At 35.9% G+C, this 15,380-nt stretch carries 14 protein-coding genes; 7 read left to right on the top strand and 7 right to left on the bottom strand.

What is annotated here, in order from left to right; genetic code table 11:
- Positions 1 to 143: 143 nt before the first annotated feature.
- The gene (locus BXU11_RS04375; RefSeq protein ID WP_024981463.1) at positions 144 to 950 is read right to left on the bottom strand and encodes a hypothetical protein; all 807 of its coding nucleotides are present in this window, start codon (positions 948 to 950) and stop codon (positions 144 to 146) included.
- 230 nt (positions 951 to 1,180) lie between these two features.
- Here BXU11_RS04375 and gcvP point away from each other — a divergent pair, with 230 nt between their 5' ends.
- From gcvP to BXU11_RS04345, 6 genes are all read left to right on the top strand, one after another.
- On the top strand, positions 1,181 to 4,030 hold the full coding sequence (gene gcvP, locus BXU11_RS04370; RefSeq protein ID WP_078211144.1) for an aminomethyl-transferring glycine dehydrogenase: 2,850 nt from the start codon (positions 1,181 to 1,183) through the stop codon (positions 4,028 to 4,030).
- A gap of 297 nt (positions 4,031 to 4,327) precedes the next feature.
- Positions 4,328 to 5,386, top strand: coding sequence for a 3-oxoacyl-ACP synthase III family protein (locus tag BXU11_RS04365; RefSeq protein ID WP_024981461.1), 1,059 nt, complete (start codon positions 4,328 to 4,330; stop codon positions 5,384 to 5,386).
- 295 nt (positions 5,387 to 5,681) lie between these two features.
- Positions 5,682 to 6,230, top strand: coding sequence for a methyltransferase (locus BXU11_RS04360; RefSeq protein WP_078212065.1), 549 nt, complete (start codon positions 5,682 to 5,684; stop codon positions 6,228 to 6,230).
- A 46-nt stretch (positions 6,231 to 6,276) separates the two neighbouring features.
- Positions 6,277 to 7,149, top strand: a complete 873-nt coding sequence (locus BXU11_RS04355) for a glycosyltransferase family 2 protein (RefSeq protein WP_078211143.1) — start codon at positions 6,277 to 6,279, stop codon at positions 7,147 to 7,149.
- A gap of 47 nt (positions 7,150 to 7,196) precedes the next feature.
- Entirely contained in the window at positions 7,197 to 7,946 is a 750-nt protein-coding gene (locus BXU11_RS04350) for an ABC transporter permease (protein WP_024981458.1), read from the top strand.
- Positions 7,943 to 8,704: an ABC transporter ATP-binding protein gene (locus BXU11_RS04345; protein ID WP_024981457.1), complete on the top strand. Its 762-nt coding sequence runs from the start codon at positions 7,943 to 7,945 to the stop codon at positions 8,702 to 8,704. The genes BXU11_RS04350 and BXU11_RS04345 overlap by 4 nt, the downstream gene beginning before the upstream one ends.
- Positions 8,705 to 8,740: 36 nt before the next feature.
- Here BXU11_RS04345 and BXU11_RS04340 read toward each other — a convergent pair whose 3' ends face one another.
- From BXU11_RS04340 to BXU11_RS04315, 6 genes are all read right to left on the bottom strand, one after another.
- Positions 8,741 to 9,799 (bottom strand): mannose-1-phosphate guanylyltransferase, encoded by a 1,059-nt coding sequence (locus BXU11_RS04340; RefSeq protein ID WP_024981456.1) that lies wholly within the window; start codon positions 9,797 to 9,799, stop codon positions 8,741 to 8,743.
- Between the two features lie 34 nt (positions 9,800 to 9,833).
- Positions 9,834 to 10,433 (bottom strand): SprT-like domain-containing protein, encoded by a 600-nt coding sequence (locus BXU11_RS04335; protein WP_024981455.1) that lies wholly within the window; start codon positions 10,431 to 10,433, stop codon positions 9,834 to 9,836.
- A gap of 27 nt (positions 10,434 to 10,460) precedes the next feature.
- Positions 10,461 to 11,138 carry an SDR family oxidoreductase gene (locus tag BXU11_RS04330; RefSeq protein WP_078211142.1) on the bottom strand — a complete coding sequence of 226 codons (678 nt, stop codon included), beginning with the start codon at positions 11,136 to 11,138 and terminating at the stop codon, positions 10,461 to 10,463.
- Between the two features lie 294 nt (positions 11,139 to 11,432).
- Complete coding sequence (locus BXU11_RS04325) at positions 11,433 to 12,029, bottom strand: peroxiredoxin-like family protein (protein WP_078211141.1); 597 nt, start codon at positions 12,027 to 12,029, stop codon at positions 11,433 to 11,435.
- Positions 12,030 to 12,104: 75 nt separating this feature from the next.
- Entirely contained in the window at positions 12,105 to 12,782 is a 678-nt protein-coding gene (locus BXU11_RS04320; RefSeq protein WP_024981452.1) for a Crp/Fnr family transcriptional regulator, read from the bottom strand.
- Between the two features lie 105 nt (positions 12,783 to 12,887).
- Positions 12,888 to 14,027 carry an acyl-CoA dehydrogenase family protein gene (locus tag BXU11_RS04315; protein ID WP_024981451.1) on the bottom strand — a complete coding sequence of 380 codons (1,140 nt, stop codon included), beginning with the start codon at positions 14,025 to 14,027 and terminating at the stop codon, positions 12,888 to 12,890.
- A gap of 467 nt (positions 14,028 to 14,494) precedes the next feature.
- Between BXU11_RS04315 and BXU11_RS04310 the strand changes: the two genes are divergently transcribed.
- Complete coding sequence (locus BXU11_RS04310; protein ID WP_024981450.1) at positions 14,495 to 15,085, top strand: chalcone isomerase family protein; 591 nt, start codon at positions 14,495 to 14,497, stop codon at positions 15,083 to 15,085.
- Positions 15,086 to 15,380 lie beyond the last annotated feature (295 nt).

Below are 15,380 nucleotides of genomic sequence, written 5' to 3'. Positions count from 1 at the left end.
ACTTTACCTTATAAAACTATATTAGAACTAAAGAATTAAACCTAAAAATGACATGAGAAAGAGATTCTTTGTTACAAAATAAAAAAGACAAGTAAAAGCAAATACTATTTGCAGAAAATCAACTCATCAAAAATGAAGATTACTTAATGTTGATAAAAAAGAAGTGTTATCCACCAAAAAACTGGAATAGCCTCCACCCAAAATATAGTATAATAATGTGAACGTTTTTCATGGGCAAAAGCCAAAAAAAAGGCAGTAACTAGGATAAAAAATAGAGAAAGCAAACTAAAGTTCCCAGTCCAAAAATCCAACGCTAGAAAAAAAATCAACAAACCAAAACCTAGCTTCTTAGTTCGTTCCAGTCCTATGTGTTGTGGAACGGTTTGCAATAAGGGATCATCGTTTTTCAAATCGACGATTTCAAAAATTAGGATGAGAACAAATACCAAAAGAAACCGCTGCAAACCATACAGAAGAACAAAAACATCTAATGAAAAATCCCCTTCTAAAACAGGCAAAAAAACAGTCGCCAAAGTCCAACACAAAGACACGATATAAATTTTAATACCTTTCCAATTCCTAGCATTGCTTCGATTAGGAAAAAAAGGCAAAGCATATAAAAAAGTGAGTATTACAACAAAAAAAGCTACTAGTTGTGTTCTCCATTGCAATTGAAAAAGGCAGTAAAGCATTCCCAAAAAAATCAGACCACTAAAACCAACAATTATCTTTAACTCCTTTCGAATCTGAGTTTTTCTTACTCGAACTAAAAATTCGTATTTCACAAAGTTGTAAGCCAAAATGGTCCCTAAGAAAACAAATAAAGCCAAAGCAAAGGAAGAAGGAAAAAATAACTGTTGTTGAGTAATACAAAATAAAGCCAAACACGATAAGCCCACGTGAAGACTGCCTTTGATATAAAAGTTAAACAACTGTCTGAAAATCTTCATTAAACAAAAATTAATCAATTATAATTAAATGCTGAATTTGGCTGAAAAATCTATAAAAATTACCCGTTAAAATTGGTTAGAAATTACTAATAATACTTATTTTTGCGCATCAAAAAAACAACACTTACAGTTCTTTATCCCATGGGGTTGGATTGATTTTTTCAAAAGTAATCCAAAACGTTACAAATAAGCCCTTTTTGATAAAGAAATAAAAACACTATTTAGTACAAATGAGAACAGATGCTTTTGCTTTAAGACACATTGGTCCAAGAGAGAATGACCTTCAACACATGTTGAAAACCATTGGAGTTGATTCTATAGAACGACTCGTTTATGAAACCCTTCCAGATGACATTCGTCTAAAAGCACCATTGCAATTGGACCCTGCCATGACAGAATATGAATTTGCAAAACACATTCAAGAATTAGGGAACAAAAATAAAGTTTTCCAATCTTATATTGGTTTAGGCTACCATCAAGCGATTGTTCCTGCTGTTATTCAAAGAAATATTTTTGAAAACCCAGGATGGTACACCGCCTACACGCCTTACCAAGCCGAAATCGCACAAGGGCGTTTAGAAGCGATTTTGAATTTCCAAACGATGGTTATTGAATTAACTGGAATGGAAATCGCCAATGCCTCACTTCTTGACGAAGGTACAGCAGCGGCTGAAGCTATGGCTTTACTTTTTGATGTAAGAACTCGCGATCAAAAGAAGAACAATACCAACAAATTCTTCGTTTCTGAAGAAATTTTACCACAGACTTTATCGGTTTTACAAACACGTTCTACACCAATCGGAATCGAATTGGTAGTGGGTAACCACGAAACTTTTGAATTTTCAGAAGAGTTCTTCGGTGCGATGTTGCAATATCCAGGTAAATTTGGTCAAGTATATGACTATTCACAATTTATCTCAAAAGCTGCAGCAAACGAAATCAAAGTAGCCGTTGCAGCAGACATTTTGAGTTTAACAAAATTAACCCCTCCAGGTGAAATGGGAGCAGCTGTAGTAATTGGTACTACACAACGTTTCGGAATTCCATTAGGATATGGTGGACCTCACGCTGCGTACTTTGCTACCAAAAACGAATACAAACGCTCTATGCCAGGCCGTATTATCGGAGTAACTATTGATGCGAACGGAAATAGAGCATTGAGAATGGCTTTAGGAACTCGTGAGCAACACATCAAACGTGAAAAAGCTACCTCAAATATCTGTACAGCACAAGTATTATTGTCTGTAATGGCAGGGATGTATGCCGTTTACCACGGACCTAAAGGCTTACGCTATATCGCTAATAAAGTACACGCTGTTGCAGCAACAACTGCTAACGAATTGACTAAATTAGGCTACGAGCAAACCAATAGCGCTTTCTTCGACACTATTGTAGTGAAGGCAGATTCTCAAAAAATTAAAGTAGTAGCAGAGCAAAACCAAATCAACTTTTTCTACATCGACGAAGCAACAGTTTCTATTGCATTCAACGAAACCACTAGCATCGAAGACGTAGCCAAAATTGTTAGCATTTTCGCTGCCGCAAAAGGAACTCAAACTCCTGAGATTGCTGAATTAACAATAACCAACCACTTCCCAGAAGAATTAAATAGAACGTCTTCGTTTTTACAACACGATGTTTTCAATAAATACCATTCTGAATCAGCTATGATGCGTTACATCAAAATGCTTGAGCGTAAAGATTTATCATTGAACCATTCGATGATTTCCTTAGGTTCTTGTACAATGAAATTAAACGCAGCTTCTGAAATGTTGCCACTTAGCAACCCACAATGGAACAACATACATCCTTTTGCTCCACTAGATCAAGCACAAGGATACCAAGAAATGTTGCGCAAATTAGAACAACAATTAAATGTAATCACTGGATTTGCTGGTACTACTTTGCAACCTAACTCTGGAGCACAAGGAGAATATGCAGGATTAATGGTGATTCGCGCCTACCACCAATCTCGTGGAGATCACCACAGAAACATCGCTTTGATTCCATCTTCAGCTCACGGAACCAACCCAGCTTCTGCTGCTATGGCAGGTATGAAAATAGTGGTAACCAAAACCTTAGACAACGGAAACATTGACGTAGAAGATTTACGTGAAAAAGCGATGCTTCACAAAGACAACCTTTCGTGTTTGATGGTTACTTATCCATCTACTCACGGAGTTTATGAAAGTGCCATTATCGAAATAACAAAATTAATTCACGACAACGGTGGTCAAGTATATATGGACGGCGCGAACATGAACGCTCAAGTAGGCTTAACCAATCCAGCAACTATTGGAGCGGATGTTTGCCACTTGAACTTACACAAAACCTTCGCTATTCCTCACGGTGGTGGTGGACCAGGTGTTGGACCAATTTGTGTGGCGCCTCAATTGGTTCCATTTTTACCATCAAACCCAGTAATTCCAACTGGGGGAGAACATGCAATTACCGCTATTTCTGCTGCACCTTGGGGATCTGCTTTGGTTTGCCTAATTTCTTATGGATACATTTCTATGTTAGGTGCTGAGGGATTAAAATCAGCAACGGAACACGCTATTTTAAATGCCAACTACATCAAAGAAAAACTAAACGGTCACTATGACACGTTATATTCTGGGGAAATGGGTCGTGCAGCTCACGAAATGATTTTGGAATGTCGCCCATTCAAACAAAAAGGAATCGAAGTAACTGATATCGCTAAACGTTTAATGGATTATGGTTTCCATGCTCCAACCGTTTCTTTCCCAGTAGCAGGTACTTTAATGATCGAACCAACCGAAAGTGAAAACTTAGAAGAATTGGATCGTTTCTGTGATGCTATGATTTCCATCCGAAAAGAAATTGAAGCAGCAACTATCGAGGACAGTAATAATGTATTGAAAAATTCACCTCATACTTTAGCAATGCTAACTGCTGAAACTTGGGATTTCCCATACAGCAGAGAACAAGCTGCTTTCCCATTGGATTACATCGCTGAAAACAAATTCTGGCCAACCGTTCGCAGAGCCGATGATGCTTACGGAGATAGAAACCTAGTTTGTAGCTGTGCTCCTATTGAAGCATATATGGAAAGTTAAAAAACGAACACTATCTGATTTACATAACCCGACAGAATAAAATTTGTCGGGTTTTTTTATTCCAAAATAATACGTTCACAAAAAACAACTCAGGATAACCTTCAAAAAAATAAAAAGCTTAATAACAGCTTATTTCAATCGATTGAAATAACAAAAAAATATAAATTTCATTAAAAAATATACAATAAATCATCAAAAATACTGTTATTTGATAATTATATGCATGCATAGTATATTTTCTGCTACAAATTATTTTTTAATGCTTACTTTAGCATTTATAATGCCAATTTATATCTAATGAAAATACAAATAACAGGGATTGGAAGTTACATTCCAACCCTAAAAATCCAAAATACCGACTTCGATAAACACGTCTTTTTAAACGAGGATGGAACACCTTTCGCCTACCCTAATGATGTGGTTATCGATAAATTTAAAGGCATAACTGGAATCGAAAAACGCAGATATGCAGAGGATCATATCAACTCTTCGGACATGGCACATCTTGCCTCCGAAAAAGCAATAGAAGATGCCAAAATTGATCCCGAAACCATCGATTACATCATTTATGCCCATAATTTTGGCGATGTAAACCACGGAACCATTCAGTCAGATACTTTACCAAGTCTAGCTACAAGAGTAAAAAACAAATTGCAAATCAAGAATCCAAAATGTGTGGCTTATGACATTCTTTTCGGGTGCCCTGGTTGGATTGAAGGCGTGCTACAAGCCAATGCCTTTATTACTTCAGGAATGGCCAAGCGTTGTTTAGTCATTGGAGCCGAAACCCTATCAAGAGTTGTAGATGCGCACGATAGAGATTCTATGATTTATGCTGATGGAGCTGGAGCAGCTATTATTGAAGGCTCAGATTCTGAAACAGGTATGCTCTCTTACGAAAGCGGAACTTTTGCCATAGACGAAGCCAATTATCTATTTTTCGGAAAATCATACAATCCCGATTTAGATCCAAAAACTCGTTACATTAAAATGTACGGACGTAAAATCTACGAATTTGCACTCAGTAAAGTGCCAGCAGCCATGAAAAGCTGTTTGGATAAAAGCGGCATCGACATCAGCGAAGTCAAAAAAATCCTCATCCATCAAGCGAACGAAAAAATGGACGAAGCCATCATCAACAGATTCTACAAACTCTATAAACAAACGCCTCCTGCCGATATCATGCCCATGAGCATACACGAATTAGGCAACAGCAGTGTTGCAACTGTTCCTACCTTATTCGACTTGCTCACCAAAGGACAAATCGAAAACCACGAAATTCACAAAGGAGACGTCATTATGTTTGCCTCCGTTGGTGCCGGTATGAATGTGAACGCCTTTGTATATCGCTATTAGTAGTGATTAGTAACTTAGTCCTAAGTCCTTAGCTGAAGTTTCCCTAACAAATGCTAATCACTAAGGACTATCCACATAATAAGGAGCCCATCCAGCTATCCACTACAAGTCCTCGCCCTGGAGTTTATTTTTACAAGGCGCCTCAAGAGCTTCTTTTAGTCGCTTTGATGCACCAGCAAAAATTAAACCCCAGAGCTGTGGGCTTTTCGCTTTTATCTGGGCTATACAATGCCTTCAAAACGCATATAATTTGTATATTTGCGCCTTGTTTCCAAAAGGTCAACAACCCATTACTATGTACGAAAAAACATTTCCAAATAAACGATTCAAGCATACTTTAGAATTTTTACAAAAACACATCACTACCCAAGAAACCATTTTTGATTTAGGTGTTCCCAACCCTTTCTCAAAAATTATGGAAGAAAATGGATATAACGTAAAGAACACTACTGGCGAGGATTTAGACAACAATCAAAACGCCTTACAAACTGAAAACTATACAGTTTTTACCGCCTTCGAAATATTTGAACATTTACTGAATCCCTATACCGTTTTACAAAATGTAAAATGCGACAAATTATTGATTTCAATCCCTCTTCGTTTATGGTTTTCACCCGCTTATCGCAGCAAAACTGACATGTGGGACAGACACTACCACGAATTTGAAGATTGGCAATTGGACTGGTTGTTAGAAAAAACAGGCTGGAAAATTATCGCAAGAGAAAAATTTACACATCCCGTAAAAAAAATAGGATTCCGTCCGCTATTGCGTTTTTTCACACCAAGATATTATATTGTTTACGCTGAAAAGAGCCCCCTAACCCCCAAAGGGGGAATAAAATAAATAGAAATAAATTTATTTTCATGAATAACCTTAAATCAGAAACCATATCAAACTCCCCCCTCGGGGCTGGGGGGCTTACTACATCGTCATACCGTCTTATAACGAAGAAGCTTTAATTGGTTTGACACTGCAATCACTGATTTCGCAAACTGTATTGCCTTCAAAAATTGTAGTGGTCAATGACAATTCAACAGATAGAACCTCTGATGTTGTATTGGAATTTGCTAAAAACAATCCATACATAAGTTTAGTCAACAAATCATCAGAAAACATACATCTGCCAGGTAGCAAAGTCATTCAAGCTTTTGAAAAAGGATTCGAAACCTTGGACGACAACTATGATTTAATTGTAAAGATTGATGCCGATTTAATATTCCCTTCCAATTATTTCGAAACCATTATCAAACATTTCCAATCCGATGAGCGCATTGGCATGGTGGGTGGATTTTGTTACATCGAAAAAAATGGGGAGTGGATACTCGAAAACTTAACCGATAAAGACCATATTCGTGGTGCGCTAAAAGCTTATCGAAAAGAGACTTTCCAACAAATTGGTGGGCTAAAACCTGCAATGGGTTGGGATACCGTTGACGAATTGTTATGCAAATTTCACAATTGGAAAGTGGTCACAGACGAAAGTTTACATGTAAAACACCTCAAACCAACTGGTTCTAGCTACAACAAAGCCGCTAGATACAAACAAGGAGAAGCTTTTTACAGCTTGGGTTACGGATTTATCATCACGGCTATTTCATCATTAAAATTGGCAATGCGAAAAGGGAAACCTCTTTTATTTATAGATTACATAATGGGTTTTTGGAAAGCAAAATCATCTGGCAAACCATTATTTGTAACAGCAGAGCAAGCTAAATTTTTTAGAAACTACCGCTGGAAAAAAATGAAAGAAAAACTGTTTTAACAAACAGTTGAAAACTAATTACTATTTTTGGTACTATTTTACAACCTATGATGCTAATTCGCTACATATCACAAATCGGGAAATATTTCTTGATGCTCAAAGAAATCTTTATCAAACAAACCAAATGGTCTGTGATGAAAGATCTTATTTTTAAAGAAATCGATGACTTAATCATCAACTCCATGGGGATTGTTTGTTTTATCTCGTTTTTTGTGGGCGGAGTTGTATCTATCCAAACCGCTTTGAACTTAACCAATCCGTTAATTCCAACCTACTTAATTGGTTTTGCTACACGTCAATCGGTAATCTTAGAATTTGCTCCTACTTTTATTTCGGTAATTATGGCCGGTAAAATGGGATCATTTATAACTTCAAGTATAGGTACCATGCGTGTAACCGAGCAAATTGATGCCTTAGAAGTAATGGGAGTCAATTCACTCAATTATTTAGTTTTTCCAAAAATAGTTGCCTTGCTATTATTTCCATTCGTTATAGGAATTAGTATGTTTTTAGGCATTTTTGGTGGTTGGATGGCAGCCGTTTATGGTGGTTTTACCTCTAGTGAATCTTTTATTACAGGAGTACAATTGGATTTCATTCCTTTTCACATAACCTACGCATTTATCAAAACGCTAATATTTGCCATGCTATTGGCTACTATACCTTCCTTTCATGGGTATTACATGAAAGGTGGCGCACTCGAAGTAGGTAAAGCTAGTACCGTGTCGTTCGTATGGACCTCGGTTTGTATTATTACTTTCAATTACATATTAACGCAGTTATTATTGGGCTCATGATCGAAATTAAAAACATAGAAAAGTCTTTTGGGAGCAGCAAAGTATTAAAAGGAGTTTCTTGCCTTTTTGAAGCTGGAAAAACCAACTTGATCATTGGGCAAAGTGGTTCTGGAAAAACTGTTTTACTAAAAAGTCTTTTGGGAATTCATTCACCCGAAGTGGGCACAATTTCATTTGATGGCAGAATTTATTCCGATCTTTTACCCGAAGAAAAACGAGAATTACGTACGGAAATAGGTATGGTTTTCCAAGGAAGCGCCTTGTTTGACTCTATGACAGTGGCAGAAAATGTTGGTTTTCCTCTAAAAATGTTCACACACAATTCTCCATCGGAAACCAGAGATCGCGTAGATTTTGTTTTAAAAAGAGTCAACTTGATTGACGCACACAAAAAATTACCTTCGGAAATATCTGGCGGGATGCAAAAGAGAGTTGCTATAGCAAGAGCCATTGTCAACAATCCAAAATATTTGTTCTGTGATGAACCCAACTCAGGATTGGACCCAAATACCTCAACTATCATTGATAATTTGATTAAAGAAATCACAGAGGAATATAACATTACCACAGTGATTAATACACACGATATGAACTCTGTGATGGAAATTGGAGAAAATATCCTCTTCCTGAAAAACGGAATCAAAGAATGGCAAGGTACCAAAGAAGAAATTTTTAGAACCGACAATCAAGCGATAGTTGATTTTGTGTATTCATCGAACTTATTCAAAAAAGTGCGCGAAGCCTACTTAAAAGGATAAAAAAAGAGGCTTGATTTTGCGATCAAGCCTCTTTTTTTATTGCTTCAATTTGTTAGCAATTAACTTAATATCTTGTTCCTTACTTTTAGGATAAATCAGCAAAACATCTTCTTTATCAACTATTATAAAGTCATGCAAACCATCGATAACCACGGTCTTTTTAGTAGCGGTTCGAATGATGTTATGTGAGGCATTTTCTAAAACCACTGTAGCATTGACTACTGCATTATCTTTGTCGTCTTTGGGCAACTTATCATACAATGAACCCCAAGTTCCCAAATCATTCCAATCAAAAGTCGCTGACAAAACAAAAGTATTTTTTGCTTTTTCCATAATGGCATAATCGATAGAAATATTCTCGGCCAAAGGATAATATTCTTTGATAAAATCATTTTCTGTGGGTGTATTATAACTAGAGTAACCCTCCATAAAATGCGCTAACATTTTGGGCTGAAAGGTTTCGAAAGCCTTCAGAATGGAATGAATACTCCAAATAAAAATTCCCGCATTCCATAAAAAGTTACGACTTTGAATAAATTTTCGGGCTGTAGCATAATCAGGTTTTTCTCGGAACTGTACTACTTTTTTTATCGGTCTACTATCTAATTTATCGTATTCGATATACCCATATCCTGTATTAGGGAACGTTGGTAAAATCCCTAACGTCATAAGTGAATCTTCTCGAGCACAGAGATCAAAAGACAATTGCAAATTGGCTATAAACTGCATTTCATCTTCAATCCAGTGATCACTCGGTGCTACTACAACAACAGCATTTGGGTTTTTCTTTTTTATTTTTAGGGAGGCAAATAAAATACAAGGAGCCGTATTTCGCATGGCAGGTTCCAAAACAATTTGTTCTTGACTTACCATTGGTAATTGTTCTAACACTATCGCGTTGTAAGCTTCATTGGTCAGAATTAAGATATTTTCTTTAGGAATTAGCTGCGATAATCTACTGAATGTCTTTTGAATAAGCGTTTCTCCCGTTCCCAACATATCGTGAAATTGTTTTGGAAATTCTGTAGTGCTTACAGGCCAAAACCGGGATCCTACTCCTCCAGCCATCAAAATGGCGTAATAATTTTTATTCATGGTATTTCGTTTTTACTAGAATTAAGCACCGCAATCAATGCGGCAACAATTCTACTTCCGCATTCGGATTGAATAAATACATGCGTTTAGAACTCAGTTCTACACACTCGTATCGTTTGGTTCTTAGGGCTCCTTTTTGGAAAATTTTACCGTTATGGATTCTAAATACACTTCCATAAGGGATCTCAAAGATATAATTTTTATCGTTTTGTTGGTCAAACTGTTTTAGAGCTAAAGCTAAAGTAGTGTCTGTATCGCTACTTGCTGCTGGATTTTTAAAATGACGCGCCAACAAGGGCAGCAAGTGGTTGGGGAAAATTTCGGGTCTAATAAAAGGAATCATTAAGCGCTGAAAAGTATATTTCCATTCTGCACCATGGGGTTTAATGTTACGACCAAATTTTTCAAAAGCCACCAAATGCGCAATTTCATGGATTAAAGTGATCAAAAAACGGTATTGGTTTAAACTCGCATTCACCGTAATTTCGTGCTTTCCGCTCATTCCTTTACGATAATCACCATGACGTGTAACACGCTCATTGACAATTTTCAGATGCACTTGATTCGCAACAATCAGTTCAAAAACTGGCTTTACGGCATGTTCGGGCAAATATTTTAAAAGAGTTTCGCTCATAGTAATTCCCCTTTTGGGGTTAAGGGGCTACGGATTACTAGTTGTTACTTGTAATACTTTTCCGTTATAGTATTTGTTTCCGTTTAGAGCAAAATCAAAAATATAGTTTGCCATTTCTGCTGCCGAAAGTGGGGCTTGATACCCAGGAAAAGCTTCTTCAAGCATTTCAGTTTGAACGGCTCCTAACGCTAATACATTGAACGCAATACCTTGTGCTTTATATTCTTCGGCTAGCAATTCTGAAAGGGTAATTACCGCTCCTTTACTAGAACTGTAAGCCGCCAAACCAGCAAATTTTAAACTTCCTTGTACTCCACCCATCGAACTAATGGTAACCACATGACTTCCTTTTTGCAAATAAGGCAAAACAACTCGCGTCAAATTGGCCACTCCAAAAACATTAACTTTATAAATGGCTTCAAAATCCGCTTGCGTAATGGCAGCAAAAGGTTTATTCAACAAAGCGCCTGCATTATGAATGATCGCATCTACATTTTTCCAAGTACTATCCAAAAAATCGGTTACTTTATACAAATCGTCTTCCGTAGACAAATCGACAGACAAACAAGTGATGTTTTCGTTCTCGATCAACGCTTGGGGAGTTTTTCTTGAAATAGCCAAGACTTGATGACCCGCATTAGCGAATTGCAAAGCCAATTCATATCCTATACCTCTACTGGTGCCCGTAATGATAATTTTTTTCATACGGCAAAAATAACAAAACCGAAACAAATTGACTTTGTAAAATGCAAAAGCTTATCGTGTAATGTTGATGAATTTAATAAAAACTCATTTTATAACCCTTCTATGAATCCGATTTACACATTGAAGATGAATCTAGATCGAATTTATTCTTCGGAAACCATCTGAAAGCTCTTACTTTTGATTTACCAAAAAGCCTAAGACTGAATTGTACATGAAACAGAAAACCAAAAAAAAGCCCAAAGTAATACTACTTTGAGCTAATTCTTTTTACAGTTCATTTATTTCACTAAAAAACTATGGCAATACTTTGGCTACCGCAAGCAATAAATTGGTAGAAATTCTACTTTTATAATCTGGGTTAATGTGCTCAAACTGAATCAAACCATTCGTACCAACAAAAAATACTGCAGGAACGGGTAAAAAAGTAGCATTGACTCCTTCGGAACCCTTTGTTATAATTGGTTTGTAGTTTTCTGGAGCTTGAAAAGCCAAACCCATCGCTCGAGACAATTCGCCTTTGCTGTCAGACAACAGCAAATAATTTAGTTTTTCTTTCTCGTCTGTGACTTTCATAGCCGCTGGAGCATCTGGACTTACGGCAACAATTTGGTATCCTAGACCTAACAATTCTTGTTCGCTTTGCCCTAAAGCTGCTAATTGCACATTACAATACGGGCACCATCCGCCTCGATAAAAAACCAATATCGTTTTTTGTTGTTGCAACAAATCTAGCAGTTGCACTTTTTTTCCTTCAGATGAAAGTAAACTAAGCGCTGGCACTTTTTCTCCAATTAACAAAGGAGAAATATCTTGTGCTGTCTTGGGCAGTTCCTTTTGAGCATTAGCCATTCCAACTAATGATAGAAAAGTGATTAAGAGTAATTTTTTCATAATATTTATATTTTACTCCAAAACTACATCGCTTTGACAAATGCAAATGTCGGTTACTTGACAGTTTCTAAAAAATCACAAAAGCGAGATATCTTCAATGACAATTTCTTTTCGGCTGTAATGAAGTATCCCCTTTTCTCCCAGATCGTTGAGTAATTGGGTAGTCGTTTGTCTTGAGGTACAAATAATTTGAGCAATATCATTTTGGGTAAGATAATTGTCAAGAATAATACGATGTCCATGGTGTTTTCCCTCTCTTTCTGCCCACTCTTTTAAAAAAGTAAGTAATCGGGTTTTGGCATCTTTTGAAATAAGATTTGCATACTTGTTCCTTATACGTTTCATTTTTAGCCCCACAAACTTCGTGTACGACAAAGCTAAGTTTGGATATTGCAACAACAAGTTCTCAAAATCCGAAAGTAAAAAACTACAAATTATAATCTCATCTGTGAGCGCTTTAGCATATTCGTTTGAATTTTTATCGCTATCTAACTCCAACTCTCCAAATAGATCTCCTTTTTGTATGATATCCTTTATGGTTTCATTACCCTCTTCATCAACAGATACGATTTTTATGTTTCCTTTTTTGAGCAAAAACACACGAGGTAAATCAGAGGAAGACAAGTAGATAACTTCGGCTTTTCTAGCTTTTTTAAATCCCGTAATAATGCACAATTGTTTTAATTGGCTTCCGCTTAAGGTGCCAAACAATTTGTGATCTCGCAAATACCAATACTTTAATTCATCCGACATAGGACAAATATATCTATTATTAAAAATAAAAAACCATTAAAAGAAGATTATCGTTCACACAACAATAATATCTTTTAATGGCTTACCTTTAAAAAAAAAAAAAAATTATAACGTGAGTCCTCTTGAGATCACTATTCTTTGAATCTCTGAAGTTCCCTCATAAATTTGAGTAATTTTTGAATCACGCATCATACGCTCAACGTGGTATTCTGCCACATATCCATTTCCACCGTGAATTTGAACGGCCTCATTCGCTACTTCCAAAGCAATTTCAGAAGCATACAATTTGGCCATTGCACCAGAATGCGCAATATCCTGTCCAGCATCTTTTTCACAAGCGGCTTTCATGATCAACAATTTCGCCGCTGTAATTTTAACATACATATCGGCTAATTTGAATGCGATAGCTTGATGATTAAAAATCTCTTTTCCAAATGCTTTTCTTTCTTTAGAATACTTCAAAGCCAACTCATAAGCCCCTGTTGCAATTCCAAGCGCTTGCGAAGCGATACCAATTCGCCCACCATTCAACACATTCATGGCAAATGCAAATCCGAAACCGTCTGCTCCAATTCTGTTTTCTTTAGGCACTTTTACATCGGTAAACATCAACGAATGTGTATCGCTACCGCGAATACCCATTTTCTTTTCTTTAGGTCCAATTTCGAATCCTGCCCATCCTTTTTCTACGATGAAAGCATTGATTCCTTTATGTCCTTTTTCAATATCGGTTTGAGCAATTACTAAATAAGTAGACGCCGTACCACCGTTGGTAATCCAGTTTTTTGTCCCATTCAATAGATAGTGGTCTCCCATATCTATAGCGGTAGTTTTTTGTGAAGTCGCATCCGAACCTGCTTCAGGCTCTGACAAACAAAACGCACCAATAACTTCGCCTTTCGCCAAAGGCACCAAGTATTTCATTTTTTGCTCTTCGCTACAATATTTTTCTAATCCTGCGCATACTAAAGAGTTGTTTACTGACATAATTACGGCAGCAGACGCATCTACTTTGGCAATTTCAGTCATCGCCAAAACATAAGAAATACTATCTAAGCCCGCTCCACCATACTTAGGATCGACCATCATCCCAAGGAAACCTAAGTTACCCATCATTTTAACTTGTTCGGTCGGAAACTTAGAGTGTTCATCTCTTTCAATAACTCCAGCTTGCAATTCTGTTTGAGCAAAATCTCTTGCTGCCTGTTGAATCATTAAATGTTCTTCAGTAAGATTAAAATCCATAGTATGTATCGTTATTTATTGTAATTATTGACATTTTGGAGCCAAAAATAGAATTAATAAATCAGAAATTCAAACGATTTCGTGAATTTAGCGTTTGTTCAAAATATTATCTATTTTTTTTGGAAAAAAAATAAAAATTAGATTTAACTATTCGAATTTAATAACGATTGCTTTTTTTACAAATTATAAATCCTCATCCAAGTTATCATCGGCAATAATTTACATACTCACTTTTTTTTATAGCTTAAACCTTTCAACCACTTTATTTTACCCCTTTTTTAATACTATATTTTTAACACAATAAGTACCGATAAAACATTCAAAATATACTATATACTACATTTACACCTTATTGATTTTGAAATTATTTCAGAATAATTGAAAACTTAACTAATTCAAAAAAACTATATTGAGAAACCTTTTTCTTGATTTAAATTTGCACACTGTTTTTTAATTCACAATAAATTATGAAAAATTCGATTACATTACTTTTAATTTTGATGTTAACCCTTTGCGCTGCAACTGGAAAAGCTCAAGAAAAATTTTCTATCAACGGCGTTTCAGTTCCAAGAACAATCGATTTTGAGAACCAAAAATTACAACTCAACGGATTTGGTTCAAGAACTACATTTTGGACAGAAGTATATGTGCAAGCTTTGTATTTGACTGTTTTATCTGAAGATGCCAAAGATATTTTGGATAGTGATACCAATATGGGGATTCGTTTGCAAGTTACCTCTGCTTTGGTAAGTTCTCAAAAACTATCAAAATCATTACACAAAGGAATGACAAAATCTATTGGAGAAGAAAACTTGGACAAATTTAAAAACCAATTAGATTTATTAGAAAAAATATTAAATAGAGAAGCAACAGTAGAGAATGACGCCTTCAATTTAATTTATTCTTCAACTGAAAAATCTATTTTAGTTTACAAAAACAACCAATTGGAAGGGAAAATTCAAGGGTTTGATTTCAAAAAAGCCTTTTTTGGTATTTGGCTTTCTGAAAATCCAGTAGACTTGGAACTCAAAGAAGCGCTTTTAGGAAAAGTAAAATAAAAGCATCTCACTCTCTTTTTGACATTAAAAAAATAGAATGCCGTTGTGATAACATTACTCACAACGGCATTTTCTGTCATATGTACTTGTCAAGCAAATACTAAATTTAGAAAACTATTTTAAATTCTTTCTCCCAAAAATAATGCTTTCCATTCACCAACAATGTTTTTTTTTTGCTGTTAAGAAGTATTTTTAGATCAATATTGACAAATAAAAGAAGCTAAAACCCTACTTTCACAAGCTGCTATTTCTTAAATTTTTCTATTCTTAATGCTTTTTGATACCGATTGGTATT

The sequence above is a fragment of the Flavobacterium sp. LM5 genome (assembly GCF_002017945.1).
Classification (GTDB): domain Bacteria; phylum Bacteroidota; class Bacteroidia; order Flavobacteriales; family Flavobacteriaceae; genus Flavobacterium; species Flavobacterium succinicans.
This window is presented reverse-complemented; position numbering and strand designations above follow the sequence as displayed.